The organism is Paractinoplanes rhizophilus, assembly GCF_042664765.1.
Classification (GTDB): domain Bacteria; phylum Actinomycetota; class Actinomycetes; order Mycobacteriales; family Micromonosporaceae; genus Actinoplanes; species Actinoplanes rhizophilus.
In genome coordinates this window covers 291,326-309,854 of record NZ_JBHTBJ010000003.1, presented here as the reverse complement: position 1 = coordinate 309,854, position 18,529 = coordinate 291,326, and the positions used below count along the sequence as shown (strand labels likewise).

Genomic DNA, 18,529 nt, shown 5'->3' with positions numbered 1-18,529 from the left:
GACAGGGTGTTGGGGTGCCCGGGGCGGGTCTCGAACCCGCACGCCTCTCTGAGGCAGCCGCTTTTAAGGCGGCCGTGTCTGCCATTCCACCACCCGGGCGGGCGAGTAACACCGTATCGGTTGCCGCCCGGGCGGTGGAATCCGACTAGCGGGCCCCCGCGCCCACCGTTTCGCGCTCTTCCGGGAGGTCCACCCGCGGGGTTACGTGGGTGAACTCCTCACGGGGCGTGTGCAGCTGGCCGAGGGCGATGGTCTCGCGCCGCAGCACGAAGGCGAGGGTCCAGTCGACCACGACCCGGACCTTTCGGTTGAACGATGGGATACGGCTCATGTGGTACGTGCGGTGCATGAACCACGCAGGCATGCCCTTGAGCTGGATGCCGTAGACGTGGGCGACACCCTTGTACAGGCCGAGGCCGGCGACGCTGCCGACGTACTTGTGGCGGTACTCCTTGGGCAGGCCGCCGAGGATGACCGTGCGGATGTTGTCGGCCAGGACGCGAGCCTGGCGGACGGCGTGCTGGGCGCTGGGCGAGCAGTAGGCGCCGGGGTTGGTCAGGTCGGGCACCTGAGCGCAGTCGCCGGCGCTCCACGCTCCGTCGAGCACCTTCCCATGGGAGAGGACCTGCAGGGTCGGCAGGCAGGTGACGTGGCCGCGGGGGCCGCGCGGGAGGTCGGTGCGGTCGAGCATCGGGCTGGGCTTGACGCCGGCCGTCCAGACCAGGGTCTCGGCGCGGAAGCGGTCGCCATCCGACAGGACGATCTCGCCATCGACGCACGACTCGAGGCGGGTGTCCAGGCGCAGGTCGATGCCGCGGGCGTCGAGCGCGCGGGCGGCGTACGCGCCCATCTGGGCGCCGACCTCGGGCAGGATCCGCTTGGTGGCCTCGACGAGCACGAACCGGACCTCGGACGGGTCCAGGTCGGGGTAGTAGTTCAGCGCGTCGCGGACTACGTCCTCCATCTCGGCGAGCGCCTCGATGCCGGCGAAGCCGCCGCCGACGAACACGAAGGTCAGCGATGCCTTGCGCACCGCCGGGTCGGGGGTGACCGCCGCGACGTCGAGCCGGTCCAGAATGTGGTTGCGCAGGTAGATGGCCTCGCCGATGGTCTTGAACCCGATGCCGCGGTCCCGCAGGCCGGGGATGGGCAGGGTTCGCGACACCGAGCCGGGCGCCACGATGATGTGGTCGTACGTCATCTCGGTGGACGGCCCGTCGATCGGCTGGATCGTGACCGTCTTGCGCGCGTGCTCGATCTTCGTGACCTCGCCGGACACGATGCGGCACTTCTTGAGCTCCCGCCGGAGCGGAACCACCGCGTGCCGCGGGCTGATGTTGCCGGCCGCTGCCTCGGGGAGGAACGGCTGGTACGTCATGTGCGGCTGCGGGTCGATGACGACCACCTCGGCGCGGCGCCGGTTGAGCTTCCTGGACAGGTGCAGGGCCGCGTACAGCCCGACGTGACCTGCCCCTACGACAACGATGCGCTGCGGATTCACCTGAATATTGTCGCGCGCGACGGGCCGCGGTGCCGCGTTCTGTGACGTAACACAAATCCGTTTGTCAAGTGCCGTGAGGCACATATTTCTAACAGATTTCAAGCTCTCTGCAAAAGCCGTGCTATGAGGACCGTGGCGCCCACCGCGCAGGCGATACCGGCGATCGTGGCCAGCACGAACGCGCCGCCGGCGAGATCGGCGGAGAGTCCCAGCGACACCACGGTGAGTACCGCGGAGATCAGCACGACCGCCCCGGCCCGGGCCAGCCAGCCGCCGACCATGTCCAACGTCACGACCGCGTCGTACGGGAGGACGGCGGCCAGCGCGGTCAGCGAGTGTCCGAGGTAGAGCAGGGTGGCGATGGTGAGCACCCGCCACAGCGCGATCTGGGACTCGAAGCCGGCCGTGTCGGCGATCCAGCCGGCCACCACGACCAGCGCGGCGAACGTCGCGCCCCGGCCGCGCGGCGCCACCGCGGGATAGACGGCGACGAGGACGAGAGCCACGTACCACTCGCTGGCCACGAGCGCCTGCGGCCAGGCCACGGTCATCGCGACCAGGCCGCACAGCGCGATGCCGAAACGGACCATGAACGGGATCGCGGTGGCCCGCGACACGACCGACCGGGCGGCGGCGATCTGCCTGTCCAGAAGCATCAGTGCCCCCGCGGAGCCGAGGCGAGGCGGGCCACGTCGCGCAGCACCAGGTCGAGGCTGCCGGCGCCGGCCCAGGCCACCACCGGCACGCCGTGCTCGCGCAGCCGGCCCAGCACGTTCTCCCGCTCGATCCGCCACAGCCGGGTGGCGAGCGGGGTCCACTGGTCGCGGTTGGCGGGCGCGGCGCCGGCCGGCAGGGTGTCGACCGCGACCACGTACCGGCCGGACTGGGTGAGCTGGGCGAGCATGTCGGCCGAGCGCGGGTCGACGAGCGGGGTCAGGACCATGACCAGCGCGTCGGACGAGACGTGGTGCATGCCGAAGACGTTCTGGTAGTCGTCCTCGCTGACCTCGACCGGGTCGGGGCGCACATCGAGCAGCCATTCGAGCACGGTCAGGTACTGGCGTCTTCCGGTGGCGGGGCGCAGGCGGCGGGCGGTCGCGCCGTACTCCAGCAGGGACACGCGGTCGCCGCGCTGGAGATAGTGCTCGGCGATCGCGGCGGCCGCGCGGACGGTCGTGTCGAGGACGGACGCGCTGCCGGCCACCCCGCCGGAGAGACCCACCTCGCCCAGCACGTCCAGCAGCAGCAGGACCTCGGCGTCGCGGTCCGACAGGGTGGAGGCGACGTGCAGATCGCGGGTGCGCAGCGAGACCCGCCAGTCGATGCGCCGCAGCCGATCGCCGGGCGCGAACGGCCGTACGCCCGCAAGCTCTCCACCCTCGCCGGGACGCCGCGACCGATGGTTACCCACCAGGCCGGCCGCGGCCGGCATCGCCTCGGTGGCGTTGAACGGATCCGTGTTCGGGTACACCCGGACGCCCTGACCGGAGACCACGACCGGACGGCAGGCCAGCAGCCCACCGCAGGCGGCGACGCGCGCGGCCGCGGGACCGACGTCCTGGCGGCCCCAGCGCAGCGCGTCGCCGGCCAGATCCACCGAGTACCAGCCGTCGCGCGGCACGGTGATCGCGAACGGGCGGTCGGCCCGCTCCAGCTTCAGCCAGGGCGAGGTGCGGATGCGCAGCACCACCAGGTCGTACGGGATCACGTCGGGGTTGCTCACGGTCACCGCGGCGTCGACGTGGCCGCCCTCGACGATGTGCTCCTCGTCGGCGGTGATCGCCAGCTCGGGCGCCGAGCGGGGCATCCGGCGCAGGCCGATCGCGGCGCCGATCGCGAACGGCGCGGCCAGCAGCACCAGGTCGACCCGGCCCAGCGCCACGCCGAGCAGCAGGAAGAGGCCGGTGAGCAGCACCGAGCGGCCGAGCGCACGGGTCGGCACCCAGACGGGCGCCGACCACGACTCGCTGTCGGCCGCCGCCGACTGCGGAACCGCGTGGCGAAGGGTCAGGCGGTCAGTCATGCCGCGCGTACGTCGGGAGCGCGCCGCTCGCCGGCGCCGGCACGTTGGTCAGCACCTCCTGCACCACAAAGGCGGGGTCGACGCGGCGCAGCCACATCTCGGGCCGCAGCGTGATGCGATGGGCGAGGGCGGGCACGGCGACGTCCTTGACGTCCTCGGGCACCACGAAGTCGCGGCCGGCCATCGCGGCCCGCGCCCGGGCGAGCAGCAGCAGCGCCAGCGAGCCTCGCGGCGACGAGCCGACCAGCACCGAGGCGTGCTCGCGGGTGGCCGCGGTCAGCGCCACGATGTAGCGGCCGATCGAGTCCTCCACGGTGATCGACTCCAGGGCGGCCTGCATGGCCTGCAGCATCCGGGCGTCGACCACGGGCTGCAGGAACGCCTCCTCCTGGCGGCGGGACATGCGCCGGCGCAGCACGTCCCACTCCTCCTCGGCGGTCGGATAGCCGAACGACACGCGGATCAGGAAGCGGTCGAGCTGCGCCTCGGGGAGCGGGTACGTCCCCTCGTACTCGATCGGGTTGGCCGTGGCCAGCACGTGGAACGGCGGGTCGAGGCGGTAGGTGACACCCTCGACCGACACCTGCTTCTCCTGCATGGCTTCGAGCAGGGCGGCCTGGGTCTTCGGCGGCGTCCGGTTGATCTCGTCGGCCAGCAGCATGTTGGTGAAGACCGGACCGGCGCGGAAGGCGAAATCGCCCTTGCGCTGGTCGTACAGGAAGGACCCGGTGACGTCGGCCGGGAGCAGGTCGGGGGTGAACTGCAGGCGGCGGAAGTCGAGGCCGAGGGACTGCGCGAAGGAGCGGGCCGTCAGCGTCTTGCCCAGTCCCGGCAGATCCTCGAGCAGCACGTGCCCACCGGCCAGGATGCCGGCCAGGACCAGCTCCAGCGAGTCGCGCTTGCCCACCACGACGCTGCCGACCGAATCCAGGACGGCACCGGCCAACCTGCCCACCTCGTACGGGGGAAGGGCGTTCTCGGTCACCGGCACACCTTTCTCACAGTCGTTCCAACACGGTCACGTACGCCTCGAGCTCGCTCGCCTTGGCCGTGCGCCGCCCCCGGTCGTGCAGGGCCGCCCACAGCGGGTCGCCGAGCAGCTCCCGGGCCCGGCGCGGATCCGAGGCCCGGGTGATCCCGTGCCGCAGCCGCAGCCGTTCGTCGGAAAGCTCGGCGAGCGCCGGCAAAACGTTACGCGCATAGAGATCCGGGTCGGAGTGGGCCCGGCCGAGGCTGCGCTCCCAGCGGCGCACGGTGGCGCGCAGCGAGTCGGCCTGGTGCCCGCCGTTCCCGGCGCCCGCGGATCGCCTCTTCGGCGCCGGGGGCGGCGCCACCTGGGCGACCGCGAACAGCACCAGCCGCAGCCCGGTGAAGAAGGCGATGATCAGCAGCAGCGAGACGTGCGTGTTCGCGGCGCGCAGCGCGGCCACGGTCACCGCGGTGGCCGCCGCGATCAGCAGCGCGTTGCGCAGGATCCACAGGCCGGTGGAGCGCCGCTTGACGACCGGCTCGGCCGGCTCGTCGACGGGCTCGTCGCCGAAGGTGAAGAGGTCGTCGAGGCCGCCGTCGCTCATGCCGAGACTCCCGCGCCGAGGTCGGCGCGCAGCCGTTCGAGGGCGCTGCGGGCCTGCCGGCGCATCTGGTCGTCGACCGTGTGGGTGGCGTAGCGGGCCTCGCGGTAGACCTCGAGCAGGGCGGCGAGCACCTGCGCGTCGACCCGCTGCTCGCGCAGCAGCCGGCCGACCAGGTCGGTGGGGCTGTCGCCCGGGCTGCGCGGGGTGCCGGCCGCCGCGGCGGCCTGCTCGAGGCGCACCCAGCAGGCGATGACCGCCCGGCGGGGATCCCGGTCGGTGTCGGAGAGCTCCTCGAGGCCGGCGTCGAGCGCGGCCGCGATCTCGTCCGCCGTACGCGTGCCCGGCTTGCGGCCGGCGGCGCCGAGCCGGCCCTTGCGGGCGCGACGGCGGGCCTGGTCGCGCACGATCGCCCAGACCACGACGACCACCACGACCAGCGCCACCACCAGGAGCAGGTAGAGCGCCGCGGTGCCGAGCCAGTCGGGCAGGGAACGGGCGACCTCGGGCGGCTGCCCGGCGCCGGCCGCGCTCGGCCGGGCCTCGGGCAGCAGCGGCGGGGGCGACGGGGTCTCCTCCGGATGGATCTGGTCGAGCTGCGGCGACGACCGGGTCGCCGCGAGCGCGGTCACGAAGAGCAGCACGAGGACGGCGGCCAATGGCCACCAGCGGCGCAGTGCGGCGAGATCCATGTCGTGCGGCTATCCCTTCGGCTGTGCCGAATCATGCCAGGCCCGCGAGCGTCTTCGCACGGGCGAACACGTCGTCGAGCATCGCGGGGGTGAGTCGTCCGGTGAAGGTGTTCTGCTGGCTGACGTGGAAACACCCGAGCAGGTCGGGCACCCCCGGCATGCGCACCAGCGCACCGTGCCCGAACTTAGGCCGAGGCACGGGCGCTTTTGTGCCATAAACGGCGGTCATCGCCGGCCACCAGGCGGCCCACGCGAACGCCCCGAGCGCCACCACCACCCGCAGCGTCGGACGAATCAGGTCAATCTCCCGATGCACCCACGGCGCGCAGGTGTCGCGTTCCTTCGGCGTCGGCTTGTTGTCCGGCGGCGCGCACCGGACCGCCGAGAAGATGCGGGTGTGCCGCAGCTCCAGCCCGTCGTCCACCGACACGCTGGTCGGCTGGTTGGCCAGCCCGGCGCGGTGCAGCGCCGCGAACAGCACGTCACCCGACCGGTCCCCGGTGAAGATCCGCCCGGTCCGGTTGCCGCCGTGCGCCGCCGGCGCGAGCCCCAGGATCCCGATCTCGGCATCGGCGTTGCCCCACCCCGGGACGGGCCGCGCCCAGTAGTCCCACTCCCGGAACGAGGCCCGCTTGACCCGCGCGACCTCCTCACGCCACGAGACCAGCCGCGGACAGGCAAAACAATCCGCGACCCGGGCGTCCAGCACGCCAAGTGACGCGGCGCCGGCCGCGTGCTTGACAACGTCTTCGGGGGTACGCGACCTCAGCTCACCCAAACTCACCAAGGCAGCACAGCATCCCGCCTCGCGGACCTCTCACCCGGGTAGGTCAAACTCGCCACCCTTCACCTGGGATGTCTCACTTCGCTCGCACTGCCGAGCAAGCGTATCAACGGAGTCTTGGCGATCAACTCTGTCGGCCCGACGCGAATTGTCCAGGGTGAACGTGCCGGTCAGGGCCCGCGTAGGCACTCCACACCATCCGGATGACGTGCGCGACATGTTCCGCCGGCACGTCGCCCCGCGGTGAGCCGTGACGGATGCTGGTCGGCATGGGCGTGACACTCGCGGAGATCCTGGATGCGGCGGCCGAGGGACGATTTCCCGTCGACGACGGGGAGACGGTCGTCGTGCCGCAGCCGAGCTGGCGGGATGCGGGCGTGGTGGCGTTCACCGGGCACTCCGTCGTGTTCGTCGACGAGGATCCGGCGTGGGTCAGGAGCGCGCTGGCCGATGTGGACACCGATCCGCTCGCGGCGGCCATGAACGCGCGGTTTCTCCACGCCCTCCTGGAGCGGACGGGCCGGCGGATGGACACGATCGATCTGCTGACCGTGGCTCCCCCGCTGGCCGGGCCGCCGCCGGTCGAGCTGGCCGAGATCCGCGATCCGGAGCATCCGCGGGTGCGGCGGGCGCTGCTGCACCGCGATGACGTACGGGTCTGGGCGACCGACGGTGGCCTGCTGGTCCTGGGGCGTGGGGTGGCCGGCCGGTGGGAGGCGGCCATCGAGGTGGAGCCGGCGACGCGGCATCGCGGGCTGGGCACGGCGCTGGCCGTGGCCGCCCGGCATCTGGTGCCGGGCGGGCTGCCGGTGTGGTCGCAACAGGCGGCGGGCAACGCGCGCAGCGTCCGGGCATTCCAGGCGGCCGGATACCGCCCGGTCGGCGGCGAGGCCCTCATGGTCCCCGGCGAGCACGGCCGCTAGCGCTGCGGGGTGTGGCGCCGCGGCCGGGCGACTGCCTGCGGTGCCGCCGGCCACGGCCGGCAGTGTCCGGGCACGGCGGGCGCGGGCGGCCGCGGGCCGGACATACCGGGCGCGGGCCCGCATGACGGGCGCGGGCGCACATGGCGGGCGCGGGCCCACATGGCGGACGCGCGCCGGACATACCGGGCGCGGGCACGCATGGCGAGCGGCGGGCGGGCTCGCGGGCATCGCGGCCGCCGACGGCATCGCGGGCGCTTGACGGGCATCGGAGGCGCCGACGGGTACGGCTGATGCGTCCGGTAGCGCCGATCGCCTGGCGGCCAGATCCCGCTATGTGGCGGCATCCACCGGATGGCGAGACGGTATCCCGCATCCCGGCGGACTGTCCCGAATCCTTGGACGAGCGCACCACATCGCGGGAAACCTTGCCGCTCCGACACAGAAATGTCCGGATATTTCGGTTGTCAGACGTGGACGGCCAACTAGCACTGATGACTTAGCGCGCGCATCGAACCGTGCTTCATCAAGATCGCGCCGGCGGCCGGCGATTTGCGTCTTTGGTGAAGGTACGGAAGCAACAACCAACGACGCGCTCCACGGCAATGGCCAGCCACAGACGACCGCAACCCGCCGCGGCGATCACCAGTTGTTGATCTCCGCAGCGCCCACAGTCCATCCCCCGCCCCGGCACTGGGTGGGGCTCAAACTAAGCGGGGGGTCCGACAATTCTGCGCGGTCGCCCACAAGCGTCAGTTCGAGAAGCTGGGCGACGCCCCTCGGCCCGGCGAAACTGTCGGCGCCGGCTGAGATGTGGCCGACGCGGAGGGCGCTCCGGAGCCGGCAGCGGAAGCCGACGGCTGGCCGGCGAACGGGGCGAACTGCGGGCAGTACGGATACCCGATGTTGCGCGAGCGCGTCTCCTCCCCCGTGGTCGGGTCGGTGCAGACGTTGGTGCCCAGCTGGATCGGGGAGCCGTCCTGGTCGTAGAGGCGCGCGTTCGGCACCAGGCGACCCTGTCCGTCGTACACGTAGACGTCGTTGACGTTGCTGTACGGGTTCTGGTCGTCGTAGTCGTTGTAGTTGGCGTAGTTCGCGTCGCGGTAGCCGGGGTCTCGGGCCCGGTCGTCGGCGTTGACGAAACCGGCCAGGGCGAAGATGACCAGCACGACGGTGCCGGAGCGCAGCGCGAGGCGGGGCAGGCGGGACAGGGTGGTCGTGCGGCGGCCGAGGACGATCGAGGCGATCACGCAGCCGGCCAGCAGGAAGAGGGCGACCAGCTCGTTGTTGCCGATCCGCGGGAGCAGGCCGAGGCGGGTGCCGTCGGAGAGGAGGAAGGCGAGCGCCATCGCGATCAGGTAACCGCGCAGCACCCACCAGCCGGGGCGCAACAGCACGAGGAACTGGCTGGCTCTCTCGTACCCGATGACGGGCCCGATTTTGCCGTCGGCCCGCTCGGCGAACTCCATGACCTGGTCGCGGAGCGCGAGAAGCTCCGCGAGCCGGGTGGGTGGTGGCGGCTCCGGGAAGCCGCCGACGAGGCCGGCGGAGGCCAGCAATTCCGACGCGTACGCCTCGGGGGCGCCCAATCGCTCACGCAGCGTGCCCGTACCCTCGGCCTGGACCTCCGCCAGGTGCTCCGGGAGATCTTCCAGCAACTCGGCGCGGGTGGTGCTGGCGATGCCGGCCAGCGCTCGCTCGACCGCCTCGACATAGGCGCTGATCTCGTCGTTCACGCCGCCCCCCGCTCGCGCAGCAGATCGTCCATCGTGGTCGCGAAGCCCTGCCAGATCTTGCCGTTGCGCTGCAACTCGGCGCGGCCGGCCGGGTTCACGCTGTAGTACTTCCGATGTGGACCCTCGTCGCTGGGCACCACGTACGTGTTGAGGAAGCCGGCGTTGAAGAGCCGGCGCAGCGTGCCGTAGACCGAGGCGTCGCCGACCTCGTGCAGGCCGGCCGCGCGCAGGCGGCGGAGGATGTCGTATCCATAGCCGTCCTCGTCGCGCAGGACGGCCAGCACCGCCAGGTCGAGCACGCCCTTGAGGAGTTGGGTCGTGTCCACGCGTTGCAAGGTACTGTGCACTGCGGAGTACCGTCAAGAAAAGAATACCGGCGCCGGCGCGCCGACGGTTCAGGCGGCCGGGAGGGCGATCGAGAGGGCGATCCCGTCGAGGATGTCGTGCTCGGAGGCGATCAGGACGTCGTGCCCGGAGCGCTCCAGGATGATCGACAGGATGAGCGCGCCGCCGCCGATCACGTCGGCCCGGCCCGGGTGCATCACCGGCAGCGCCCGCCGCTCGGCGTTGGTCATCGCCAGGAGGTCGCCGGTCACCTTCGCCACCGCCGCCCGGGACACCGTCGCGTGATGGATCCGCGAGGCGTCGTACGCGTCCAGCCCCAGAGCCAGAGCGGTCACGGTCGTGACCGTCCCGGCCAGCCCGACCACCGTTCGCGCGGAGCGGCCGGGCACGGCCGCCAGCGCCGTCTCCACCGCCGTCGTGATGTCCCGCGTCGCCGCCTCGATCTGCGCCGGCGTCGGCGGGTCGTCGTGCAGGTGCCGCTCGGTCATCCGCACGCAGCCGACGTCCATCGAGATCGCGTGCTCGACGCCCGCGCTGCCGGTCACGAACTCGGTCGACCCGCCGCCGATGTCGAAGATCAGATACGGCGGCTCGGCCGGCAGGCCCGCGACCGCGCCGGCGAACGACAGCCGCGCCTCCTCGTCCCCGGTGATCACCTCGGGGTCGACGCCGAGGACGCCGCGGACCATCGCGCGGAAGTCGGCGGCGTTCGACGCGTCCCGCGAGGCCGACGTCGCGCACATCCGCACCCGCGTGATGCCCAGTTCGGCGATCTCGGCGGCGTACCCGATCAGGGCCTTTCGCGTGCGCGCCAGCGCCGCGTCGGACAGCCGGCCGGTGCGGTCGACGCCCTCGCCGAGCCGGACGATCTCCATCCGCCGGGACACGTCGATGACCCGGCCGTCCACCACATCCGCGATCAGCAGACGGATCGAGTTGGTCCCGCAGTCGATCGCCGCGACTCTCATAGGTGCAGCAGCATTCTCGTGTTCCCCAGGGTGTTGGGCTTGACCCGTTCCAGGTCGAGGAATTCGGCGACGCCCTCGTCGTACGATCGCAGCAGTTGCTCGTAGACGGCGTGCGGCACGGGCGCGCCGTCGATCTCGGTGAAGCCGAACGAGCCGAAGAACCGGGTCTCGAAGGTCAGGCAGAAGACCCGGGCGACGCCCAGCTCACGGGCCACATCGAGGAGGCGGGACACCAGCTTGTGCCCGATCTTGCGGCCGCGGCAGGCCGGATCGACCGCAACGGTACGGATCTCCGCGAGGTCCTCCCACATCACGTGCAGGGCGCCGCACCCGAGCACGCGGTCCTGCTCGTCGACGGCGACCCAGAACTCCTGCACCGACTCGTAAAGCGTGACCGTGGCCTTGCTGAGCAGGCGGCGGTCGGCCGTGTACGCGTCGACGAGCGCCCGGATGGCCTTGATGTCCTTGGTCCGCGCCTGCCGGATCTCCACTACTTGTCCTCTTGGCCGGACAGCCGGACGCACGGCCCCTCGGCCCACCACGGCTCGACCGCGTCGCGCACCTCGTCGCCGAAGGGATTCACGCCGCGGCCGGCCGCCAGCGCGTGCCCGAGGTGGACGTGCAGGCACTTCACCCGGCCGGGCATGCCGCCCGCGGCCACGTGCGAGATCTCCGGCACGTCCTCGATCGCCTTGCGCCGGGCCAGGTAGTCCTCGGCCGCCTTGGCGTACCGCTCGGCCAGCTCGGGGTCGGTGGACAACCGCTCCTGCATGTCGCGCATCACGCCGGCCGACTCCAGCCGGCTGCACGCCGCCGTCGCGTGCGGACACGTCAGGTAGAAGAGGGTGGGGAACGGGGTCCCGTCGGGCAGGCGCGGCGCGGTCTCGACCACGTCGGGGTTGCCGCACGGGCAGCGGTGGGCGATCGAGCGGGTCGCCCGCGGCGCACGGCCGAGTTGGGCCGCCACGATCCGCAGGTCGGCTTCGGAGGGTGGTTCCATAGTCAGTTCGGTTGCTCCGCGTCGGCGGCTCGCACGCTGTTCCACAGCGTGTCGTACCAGCGGTCGGGGGCGGCCGCCGGCTGGTTTCCGGTGGTGCTCGCAGCCGCGCCGGACCCGGGCAGCAGCACCAGGGTCTTGTCGCCCGGGCGCACGTAGTTGAGCCGCTCGCGGGCCTGGGCACGGAGATACTCCGGGTCCTGCCACTTCTGCAGCTGCTGCTGCTTGTCGGCGATCGCCTTCTTCTGGGCGGCCTGGCCGGCCTCCATCTGGGCGATCTGCGACTCCTGGGCGAGATAGACGCGCAGCGGATACGTGTACGCCAGGGCCAGCGCCACGAACACGACGATCAGGACGGTCGCCCGGCCGGTCAGGGCGCGCGGCCGGGGCGCGGCCGTGCGTTTCGCCGGGCCGGTGCCGACGTTGACCGTGCGGCGGGTCGGCGCGGGCCGTGCCCGGGTGCGGGATTGCACCCGGGTGGAGCCGGTGGTGCGGGCGCGCGACGAGGCCGGGCGGCGGGACGGGCCCTGTCCGCTCGGCGCGCGTCGCTGTGTCGTCACCCCTGCTCCCCGCTCATGGTCGGTGGCACTCGTAAGAGAGTGCCACAAACTCCATGATGGTCGGGCCCGGCCTCAGCCGACCCGGTAACGCGGGAATGCGCCCGCACCGGCGTACCGGGCCGCGCCCTCCAGCTGCTCCTCGATGCGCAGGAGCTGGTTGTACTTGGCGACCCGGTCGGACCGGGCCGGGGCGCCGGTCTTGATCTGGCCGCTGCCGACCGCGACCGCGAGGTCGGCGATCGTGGTGTCCTCGGTCTCACCCGAGCGGTGCGACATCATCGTCTTGAACCCGGCCCGATGGGCCAGATCGACGGCGTCGAGGGTCTCGGTGAGCGATCCGATCTGGTTGACCTTGACGAGTACGGCGTTGGCCGCGCCCTCGGCGATGCCCCGGCCGATGCGGGTCGGGTTGGTCACGAACAGGTCGTCGCCGACGATCTGGATCTTGTTACCGAGCTGGCCGGTCATCGCGCTCCAGCCGGCCCAGTCCTCCTCGGCCAGGGGGTCCTCGATCGAGACGATCGGGTACTCGTCGGCCAGCTTCGCGTAGTACGTGATCATCTCGTCGGTCGACTTGGGCGAGCCCTCGAACACGTACGACCCATCCTTGTAGAACTCGGTCGCCGCGACGTCCATGGCCAGCACGATGTCGGTGCCGAGGGTGAAGCCGGCCGCCTTGACCGCCTCGGCGATCAGGTCGAGCGCGGCGGCGTTGGCCGGCAGGTTGGGGGCGAAGCCACCCTCGTCGCCCAGGCCGGTGGAGAGGCCCTTCTTCTTCAGCACCGACTTGAGCGCGTGGTAGACCTCGGCGCCGGTGCGCAGCGCCTCGCGGAAGGTCGGCGCGCCGATCGGGGCGATCATGAACTCCTGGACGTCGACGTTCGAGTCGGCGTGCGCGCCACCGTTCAGGATGTTCATCATCGGCACGGGCAGGACGGCCGCGTTCGGGCCACCCACGTACCGGAACAGCGGCAGCTCGGCGGAGAGCGCGGCGGCCTTGGCCACGGCCAGCGACACGCCCAGGATCGCGTTCGCACCCAGCTCGGACTTGTCGGGGGTGCCGTCCAGGTCGAGCATCTTCTGGTCGATCAGGCGCTGCTCGCTCGCCTCGTACCCGACGAGCTCGTCGGCGATCTTGTCTTCCACGTTGGCGACGGCGCTCTCCACGCCCTTGCCGAGGTACCGGCCCTTGTCGCCGTCGCGCAGCTCGAGCGCCTCGAAAGCGCCGGTCGAGGCGCCCGAGGGCACCGCGGCGCGGCCGACCGTGCCGTCGTCGAGCCCGACCTCGACCTCGACGGTCGGGTTGCCCCGGGAGTCGAGGATCTCGCGGGCGACGATTGCTTCGATGGTGGCCATTGTCGTGTCGCTCCTTCTGAATTAAGGCTGCTGTGCGGATCGTTCACGACGGCGGAGACCATGTGGTGCACCGGCGCAGACGCGGTGGTCAAGGTAGGTCGTGAACGACCCTCAGTCTTCGACCGCGACCCTGCGGCCGACCACGGCCCTGAGCGTATCGGGGCGGCGCGGCGGGCGTACGCGCGGCCGGTGAACTTCCGCCGCCGGACGCCTCAACCAGGCCTCGCGGGTGCCGATCACCCAGGCACTATGAGTGCTTCCATGCTCCCGCCGGACGGGTCGTTGATCGAGATGACCTCGTACGGCGAAACGCTTCCCGGGGTGCGGGTCGTGCACGCCTCGGGAGCCGTGATCACTCTCTCCCTCGCGCTCGCCCAGGTGCCGCCGGCCAACTCGACGGTCGAGCTGCGCTGGGCCGCCGCGCCGCGCGGACGGTACGCGCAGCAGGGTTACGTGGTCGCGGTGGACGGCAACCGGGTGGACGTCCGCTTCACCGGGTCGCCGTCGGTGCTGCAGAGCCGCTCGTACGTGCGCGGCGGTGGCGGGGAGCAGATCGTGATGGTCCGGCCGGACCGCGAGCCGGCCGAGGGTGTGGTGCACGACATGAGCGAGCGCGCCGTGCGGGCGCATTTCACGGACATCGAGCTGGCGAGCGGCGAGGAGATGGTGCTGCGCATCCTGCTGGACGAGGAGGAAGTGGCGTTCCCGGCCACGGCGCTGAAGGTGAGCTCGATGCGGCAGCAGGTGCCGGTGCGCGGCCCGCTCTCGGTGGAGATGGTGGCGATCTTCGACGATCAGGACGAGGCGCAGGCCACGGTCATCCGCCGCTACATCATGCGGCACCAGCTGCTGGCCCGGCAGCGCGGCAGCGCGGTGTGAGGCTCAGCGCGGTGTAGCCGGCTCATTACTCGTTTGCGCAGGTTGCGCCCGTAGGCCAAGGTGTCAGTCGTGCGAACCCGTCCGCGCCTCACCGTGCTCAGCTTCGCCGCCGCGGCGACGTTGTTGCTGGGTGCGACCGCGTGCACGGACCTCGACACGGCCAACGCGGCCGGCATCGGCCGCGACGACATGGTGTCCGAGCTGGCGATCCAGCTGGCTCGTGTGACTGGTCTCACCTATACGGCGAAATACCAGCTGACCGGCGGCGAGACGGCCACCGTCACGCAGGCGCAGAAGCCGACCCGGACGGCCTATCTCCACCCCGGCGGCCGGCTGCTCGAGACGGTGACCGGGACGGTCCGCTGCGACCGGGCCCTGAACTGCACCGAGACCGACCCCGCCCCGCCCGCTGCCGGGCCGCTGACCGGCAGCAACCTGATCACGCCGGAGTCGGTGCTGGCGATGCTCAACGCGGCCGCGCTCGACCAGGTGGTCGAGGCCGGCCAGCACGACACGACGATCGCCGGCCGGCACGCCACCTGCCTCGACCTGACCGGAGTCGACCGGGCCGCAGCGTCCGCATTCGGCGTGTGCGTCACCAATGAGGGCGCTCTGGCCAGTTTCACCGGCACGATCGCGGGCGAGCGCTTCGATCAGGCGCTGACGGCGTACGAGGATACGGCCGATCTCGCCGCGCTCGAGCTGCCGGCCGCGGCAAAGCTCACCGACAAGCGCTCGAAATAGCCGGGCCCGCACACGTCATCGCCGGCCGCACGGACGCACCGCGCACGGCCGCACCGCGCACGGACGCACCGCGCTGAGACGCCGCCCGCTCAGACGCCCAGGAGCGTGCGCAAGTGGCGCGGGGGCGGTGACCCGTGGGCGAGCATCTTGTCGTGCCACGCCTTGGGGGTCGCGCCGAACGGGCGGGCCGCCGCGATCGCGGCCACCTCGGTGTACCCCACGAAGTATGTGCTCAGCTGGGTCGAGGTGAGCAGGGCGCGGCGCCACTTGCCGGCGGCCTCGCCCTCCTCCTGGAAGCCGGGGCCGGTCATCAGGGCCATGGCCTCGGCCTCGGGCAGCTCCTCGCAGTGCACCAGCTGATCGATGATCGCGTTGAGGCTCATCCGCAGCTGCATCTTGAGCTGCTGGAGCCGGACCGGCAGGCCGCCGAAGCCGAGGTCGGCCATCAGCTCCTCGGCGTAGACCGCCCAGCCCTCGACGAACGGGCCGGACCAGCCGAGCGCCCGCACCCGGGTCTCGGCCCGGAAGCGCCGGGAGTGGGCGAGCTGGAGGAAGTGGCCGGGCATCGCCTCGTGGACGGTGAGATCGCGGAGCATGTGGTCGTTGTATTCGCGGTAGAACGACTCGACGCGCTCGGGTGACCAGCCCGCGGGGGTCGGCGAGATGCAATAGAACGTGGGCACGTCGGCGGTCTCGAGCGGGCCAGGCGGGTCGCAATAAGCGATCGCCACGCCGCGGGCGAACTCGGGCATCTCCTCGATCACGCACGGGTCGTCGAGCAGCGTGAGGACGTCGTGCTTGCGGACGAACTCGGTCGCCTCGTCCATCGTCGCGCGGGCCAGGCCGACGATCGTGGCGTCGTCGGGGTGGTCGGCGGCGAGCGTGTCGAGGGCGCGGCGGACCGTCTCGTCGGTCTCGGGGCCGCCGACCAGCTCGGCCGCGGCGGCGCGCAGCTCGGCGCCGACCCGGTCGACGCGCTCGCGTGCCCGGGACAGCACCTCGGCGGCGGGCAGCTCGGTGTCGAGGGTGTGCCACAACCGCGCCTCCCACAGCGGGCGGCCCAGGCGCGGGTCGCGGCCCGGCTCGCCGCTGTCGAGCCGGGCGCGCAGCCAGCCGTCGAACTCGCCGAGCGCGGCCAGCGCCGCCGACGCGGCCGGCTCGACCGCGGCGCGCATGCCGGGCTCGTGCGCGAGCAGCGCGGGCACCTCGTCGCGGATCAGGGCGGCCGTGCCGGCGAACTGGCCGACCGCCGTCTCGGCGTGGATGCGCGGCACGTCGCGCAGCACCGCCCGGGCCGTGGCCAGCGCATCCGGGATCGCGGCGAGCCGGCCGCCCAGGCTGGCCAGCCTCTCCTCGGCCGGGGCGAACTGGCGGGAGATCAGCGCGTGCAGGAGCGGGCCGGGGTTGTGGTGCAGCGGGTTCCACTCATGTTCGCGTACGTCGGAAAGCTCGAAAAGCCCGCGCTCGACGATGGCCGAGAGAATCGCGTGGTCGGTCTGATCCTCGGGGCCGAAGGCCTCGGGATCGATGCCGGACAGCGCGTCGGCCGCGTCGCGGAGCATGGCCACGCGCTCGGAGACCGCGCCCGGTGAGAGATCGGGCATGCGGTCGTCGAAACGGTGGTCGCCCGTGAAGGTGGCGAGACCTGGATCGCTGCGCAGGATGGCGTCGACGATGCTCTCGGCGAGCGGAACGAATTCCGGCATGCCGTGAAACCTACTCGGCCGGTCCGACAATTTTCGGTTCGGCGCTCCGCACCCCGATCCTTTCCGTGCTCCGCACTTGTTCCGCGTAGTCCAGCGCCGCCCGGCGTACCTCCGCCTCGGCGTCCGCGCCGGCGGCGCGAGCCTCGGCAACCAGCCGCAGCAACGCCGGGCCGAGTTCGTCGCCGGCCGGCAGCGGTACGTCGAGGCCGGCGCGCTCCACCCGCTGCAGGATCTTGGCCGCCAGCGCCAGCGCGGGCTGGCTCAGCGCGATGCCGTCGAGGACCGAGTCGCGGGACTTCTCGGCCTTCTTGATCCGCTCCCAGTTGTCGGTGATCTCCTCGATGTCGGCCACCTCGGCGCCCGCGAACACGTGCGGGTTGCGGCGCACCATCTTGTCCACCAGGCCGCCGGCCACGTCGTCGATGCCCCAGGCCGCGCCGTCCGGCAGCTCCTCGGCCAGCCGGGCATGCAGCACGACCTGCAGCAGCACGTCGCCCAGCTCCTCGCGCAGCGCGGCCAGGTCGCCGGTTTCGATCGCGTCGTAGGCCTCGTACGCCTCCTCGAGCAGGTACGGCGCGAGCGTGCGGTGGTTCTGCGCCCGCTTCCACGGGTCGCCGCCCGGCGAGACCAGGCGGTCCAGCACGGCGACCGCGTCGAGCAGGCGCGCGCCGGGCGGGTCCCACGAGCCGTACATCAGCTCCAGCTCGGCCAGCTCCGGCGAACGGGTCAGCCGCAGGCCCAGCTGGCGGGCGAAGTCCTGGTCGCCGGCCGGCCCGGCGAGCCAGACGACGGCCTCGCGATCTCCCAAAGCGTCGATGACGAGCGAAGGATCCGGGTCGATCACGGTCACCGGGACGCCCGACTGCCGCAGCACGGCGGCCTGCTCCGACTCGGCCGCGGCGAACACCGGGTACGCCCGGAGGGCGTCCCACGCCGCGGCGGTGAGCAGACCGGCGGGCAGACGCGGGGACGTGACCAGCAGGATGATCCTGGCTGTCATCGGCCTCCGGAGACGGCGCTGACCGGCACGGTGTCGTCGGCGCCGAGCGGCGCCGTCACCAGCGGGCGGACCGCGCCGTTCTGCGTCTGGAACTCGAGCACCGAGATGGATGCCGGCTGGTACCGCGGGTTGACTCGGATCTTCATCGGGCCGGTCACCTCGTTGATCTCGTTGCGCACCGCGGCGGCGCTGGTGACAAGCTGTTTGTTCTGCGCCGGGAGCTGCGCCTTGAACTGCTCGAACTGGCTCGCGTCGGCCTCGCCGTTGGCCACCAGGACGTCGAAAACCTGGTGCATGTCGGCCTCGGTGGGCTCGCCGGTGGCCGGCGCGTCCTGCCGGAGCAGCGACACGTACGTCTTCGCCGTCGCGTACAGCCGGACGTACTCCGCCGTGGCGGGCAGCCGCAGGTCGGAGGCGGCCTGCTCGAAGTTCAGGTCGGCCGGGGGCGTCAGGTTGCGCGCCTTGACCACCTTGCCCAGCACATCGGCGCTGACCAGCGCGTTGACCACATCGCCGCGGGTCACCGCGGGCGCCGGCGCCTCGCCCTCCCGGGCCGGGACGGCGGCGGCGCGCGCCTCGTCGAAGACGGCGTCCACCCGGTCCTCAGTGATCTTGGTGTCGCCGATGTAGGCGGCCACCGAGGGCTCGGAGCGGCAGGCGGAAAGCCCGGCCACGGCCAAGGACGCGACCACGGCGACGGATGCGAGTCGGCGAGCACGCTGCATGGGCATGACTCTCTCACGTCTG

20 protein-coding genes and 1 tRNA gene are annotated in these 18,529 nt (G+C 72.0%); 3 read left to right on the top strand and 18 right to left on the bottom strand.

Going from position 1 to position 18,529, the window contains the following annotated elements; all coding sequences use genetic code 11:
- Positions 1–15: 15 nt before the first annotated feature.
- The 8 genes from ACFQS1_RS07320 to ACFQS1_RS07285 all read right to left on the bottom strand — a co-directional run bounded on the left by ACFQS1_RS07320 (position 16) and on the right by ACFQS1_RS07285 (position 6,556).
- Positions 16–99 (bottom strand) — tRNA-Leu (locus ACFQS1_RS07320).
- A gap of 46 nt (positions 100–145) precedes the next feature.
- Positions 146–1,501, bottom strand: a complete 1,356-nt coding sequence (locus ACFQS1_RS07315) for an NAD(P)/FAD-dependent oxidoreductase (RefSeq protein WP_378965382.1) — start codon at positions 1,499–1,501, stop codon at positions 146–148.
- A gap of 98 nt (positions 1,502–1,599) precedes the next feature.
- A complete protein-coding gene (locus ACFQS1_RS07310) occupies positions 1,600–2,157 on the bottom strand; it encodes a hypothetical protein (RefSeq protein WP_378965381.1) in 558 nt (185 codons plus the stop codon).
- On the bottom strand, positions 2,157–3,524 hold the full coding sequence (locus tag ACFQS1_RS07305; protein ID WP_378965379.1) for a DUF58 domain-containing protein: 1,368 nt from the start codon (positions 3,522–3,524) through the stop codon (positions 2,157–2,159). Before ACFQS1_RS07305 ends, ACFQS1_RS07310 begins: the two co-directional genes overlap by 1 nt.
- A complete protein-coding gene (locus tag ACFQS1_RS07300; RefSeq protein WP_378965378.1) occupies positions 3,517–4,515 on the bottom strand; it encodes an AAA family ATPase in 999 nt (332 codons plus the stop codon). Before ACFQS1_RS07300 ends, ACFQS1_RS07305 begins: the two co-directional genes overlap by 8 nt.
- A gap of 7 nt (positions 4,516–4,522) precedes the next feature.
- Complete coding sequence (locus tag ACFQS1_RS07295) at positions 4,523–5,098, bottom strand: hypothetical protein (RefSeq protein WP_378965377.1); 576 nt, start codon at positions 5,096–5,098, stop codon at positions 4,523–4,525.
- The gene (locus ACFQS1_RS07290) at positions 5,095–5,787 is read right to left on the bottom strand and encodes a DUF4129 domain-containing protein (protein WP_378965376.1); all 693 of its coding nucleotides are present in this window, start codon (positions 5,785–5,787) and stop codon (positions 5,095–5,097) included. Before ACFQS1_RS07290 ends, ACFQS1_RS07295 begins: the two co-directional genes overlap by 4 nt.
- A 31-nt stretch (positions 5,788–5,818) precedes the next feature.
- Positions 5,819–6,556 carry a uracil-DNA glycosylase gene (locus ACFQS1_RS07285; RefSeq protein WP_378965430.1) on the bottom strand — a complete coding sequence of 246 codons (738 nt, stop codon included), beginning with the start codon at positions 6,554–6,556 and terminating at the stop codon, positions 5,819–5,821.
- Between the two features lie 284 nt (positions 6,557–6,840).
- On the opposite strand from ACFQS1_RS07285, the gene ACFQS1_RS07280 reads away from it, so the two are divergent.
- Complete coding sequence (locus tag ACFQS1_RS07280) at positions 6,841–7,494, top strand: GNAT family N-acetyltransferase (RefSeq protein ID WP_378965375.1); 654 nt, start codon at positions 6,841–6,843, stop codon at positions 7,492–7,494.
- Positions 7,495–8,243: 749 nt separating this feature from the next.
- On the opposite strand, the gene ACFQS1_RS07275 is transcribed toward ACFQS1_RS07280, so the two are convergent.
- The 7 genes from ACFQS1_RS07275 to eno all read right to left on the bottom strand — a co-directional run bounded on the left by ACFQS1_RS07275 (position 8,244) and on the right by eno (position 13,453).
- Entirely contained in the window at positions 8,244–9,227 is a 984-nt protein-coding gene (locus tag ACFQS1_RS07275; protein ID WP_378965374.1) for a hypothetical protein, read from the bottom strand.
- Positions 9,224–9,553 carry a PadR family transcriptional regulator gene (locus tag ACFQS1_RS07270; RefSeq protein WP_378965373.1) on the bottom strand — a complete coding sequence of 110 codons (330 nt, stop codon included), beginning with the start codon at positions 9,551–9,553 and terminating at the stop codon, positions 9,224–9,226. The genes ACFQS1_RS07275 and ACFQS1_RS07270 overlap by 4 nt, the downstream gene beginning before the upstream one ends.
- Before the next feature lie 69 nt (positions 9,554–9,622).
- Positions 9,623–10,540 carry a Ppx/GppA phosphatase family protein gene (locus tag ACFQS1_RS07265; RefSeq protein ID WP_378965370.1) on the bottom strand — a complete coding sequence of 306 codons (918 nt, stop codon included), beginning with the start codon at positions 10,538–10,540 and terminating at the stop codon, positions 9,623–9,625.
- Positions 10,537–11,031 carry an amino-acid N-acetyltransferase gene (locus tag ACFQS1_RS07260; protein WP_378965368.1) on the bottom strand — a complete coding sequence of 165 codons (495 nt, stop codon included), beginning with the start codon at positions 11,029–11,031 and terminating at the stop codon, positions 10,537–10,539. Before ACFQS1_RS07260 ends, ACFQS1_RS07265 begins: the two co-directional genes overlap by 4 nt.
- Positions 11,031–11,540, bottom strand: a complete 510-nt coding sequence (locus tag ACFQS1_RS07255; protein ID WP_378965365.1) for a DUF501 domain-containing protein — start codon at positions 11,538–11,540, stop codon at positions 11,031–11,033. Before ACFQS1_RS07255 ends, ACFQS1_RS07260 begins: the two co-directional genes overlap by 1 nt.
- Before the next feature lie 2 nt (positions 11,541–11,542).
- Entirely contained in the window at positions 11,543–12,097 is a 555-nt protein-coding gene (locus ACFQS1_RS07250) for an FtsB family cell division protein (RefSeq protein ID WP_378965363.1), read from the bottom strand.
- A gap of 72 nt (positions 12,098–12,169) precedes the next feature.
- Entirely contained in the window at positions 12,170–13,453 is a 1,284-nt protein-coding gene (gene eno / locus ACFQS1_RS07245) for a phosphopyruvate hydratase (RefSeq protein ID WP_378965361.1), read from the bottom strand.
- 249 nt (positions 13,454–13,702) lie between these two features.
- Here eno and ACFQS1_RS07240 point away from each other — a divergent pair, with 249 nt between their 5' ends.
- Together ACFQS1_RS07240 and ACFQS1_RS07235 are read left to right on the top strand one after the other, a co-directional pair.
- On the top strand, positions 13,703–14,332 hold the full coding sequence (locus ACFQS1_RS07240) for a hypothetical protein (RefSeq protein ID WP_378965359.1): 630 nt from the start codon (positions 13,703–13,705) through the stop codon (positions 14,330–14,332).
- Between the two features lie 69 nt (positions 14,333–14,401).
- On the top strand, positions 14,402–15,076 hold the full coding sequence (locus ACFQS1_RS07235; protein ID WP_378965357.1) for a hypothetical protein: 675 nt from the start codon (positions 14,402–14,404) through the stop codon (positions 15,074–15,076).
- Positions 15,077–15,165: 89 nt separating this feature from the next.
- On the opposite strand, the gene ACFQS1_RS07230 is transcribed toward ACFQS1_RS07235, so the two are convergent.
- The 3 genes from ACFQS1_RS07230 to ACFQS1_RS07220 are packed head-to-tail and all read right to left on the bottom strand — an operon-like array spanning position 15,166 to position 18,507.
- Entirely contained in the window at positions 15,166–16,782 is a 1,617-nt protein-coding gene (locus ACFQS1_RS07230) for a DUF885 domain-containing protein (RefSeq protein ID WP_378965356.1), read from the bottom strand.
- A gap of 10 nt (positions 16,783–16,792) precedes the next feature.
- Positions 16,793–17,782, bottom strand: coding sequence for a nucleoside triphosphate pyrophosphohydrolase (locus ACFQS1_RS07225; protein WP_378965355.1), 990 nt, complete (start codon positions 17,780–17,782; stop codon positions 16,793–16,795).
- On the bottom strand, positions 17,779–18,507 hold the full coding sequence (locus tag ACFQS1_RS07220; protein ID WP_378965353.1) for a hypothetical protein: 729 nt from the start codon (positions 18,505–18,507) through the stop codon (positions 17,779–17,781). Before ACFQS1_RS07220 ends, ACFQS1_RS07225 begins: the two co-directional genes overlap by 4 nt.
- Between the last annotated feature and the right edge of the window lie 22 nt (positions 18,508–18,529).

What these genes read in the sequence shown, in the direction of transcription:
- ACFQS1_RS07240 (WP_378965359.1), top strand. Translation starts at nt 13,703, where the DNA reads ATGAGTGCTTCCATGCTCCCGCCGGACGGGTCGTTGATCGAGATGACC.
- ACFQS1_RS07220 (WP_378965353.1), bottom strand. Translation starts at nt 18,507, where the DNA reads ATGCAGCGTGCTCGCCGACTCGCATCCGTCGCCGTGGTCGCGTCCTTG.
- ACFQS1_RS07295 (WP_378965377.1), bottom strand. Translation starts at nt 5,098, where the DNA reads ATGAGCGACGGCGGCCTCGACGACCTCTTCACCTTCGGCGACGAGCCC.
- ACFQS1_RS07305 (WP_378965379.1), bottom strand. Translation starts at nt 3,524, where the DNA reads ATGACTGACCGCCTGACCCTTCGCCACGCGGTTCCGCAGTCGGCGGCG.
- ACFQS1_RS07310 (WP_378965381.1), bottom strand. Translation starts at nt 2,157, where the DNA reads ATGCTTCTGGACAGGCAGATCGCCGCCGCCCGGTCGGTCGTGTCGCGG.
- ACFQS1_RS07280 (WP_378965375.1), top strand. Translation starts at nt 6,841, where the DNA reads ATGGGCGTGACACTCGCGGAGATCCTGGATGCGGCGGCCGAGGGACGA.
- ACFQS1_RS07290 (WP_378965376.1), bottom strand. Translation starts at nt 5,787, where the DNA reads ATGGATCTCGCCGCACTGCGCCGCTGGTGGCCATTGGCCGCCGTCCTC.
- eno (WP_378965361.1), bottom strand. Translation starts at nt 13,453, where the DNA reads ATGGCCACCATCGAAGCAATCGTCGCCCGCGAGATCCTCGACTCCCGG.
- ACFQS1_RS07255 (WP_378965365.1), bottom strand. Translation starts at nt 11,540, where the DNA reads ATGGAACCACCCTCCGAAGCCGACCTGCGGATCGTGGCGGCCCAACTC.
- ACFQS1_RS07225 (WP_378965355.1), bottom strand. Translation starts at nt 17,782, where the DNA reads ATGACAGCCAGGATCATCCTGCTGGTCACGTCCCCGCGTCTGCCCGCC.
- ACFQS1_RS07265 (WP_378965370.1), bottom strand. Translation starts at nt 10,540, where the DNA reads ATGAGAGTCGCGGCGATCGACTGCGGGACCAACTCGATCCGTCTGCTG.
- ACFQS1_RS07230 (WP_378965356.1), bottom strand. Translation starts at nt 16,782, where the DNA reads ATGCCGGAATTCGTTCCGCTCGCCGAGAGCATCGTCGACGCCATCCTG.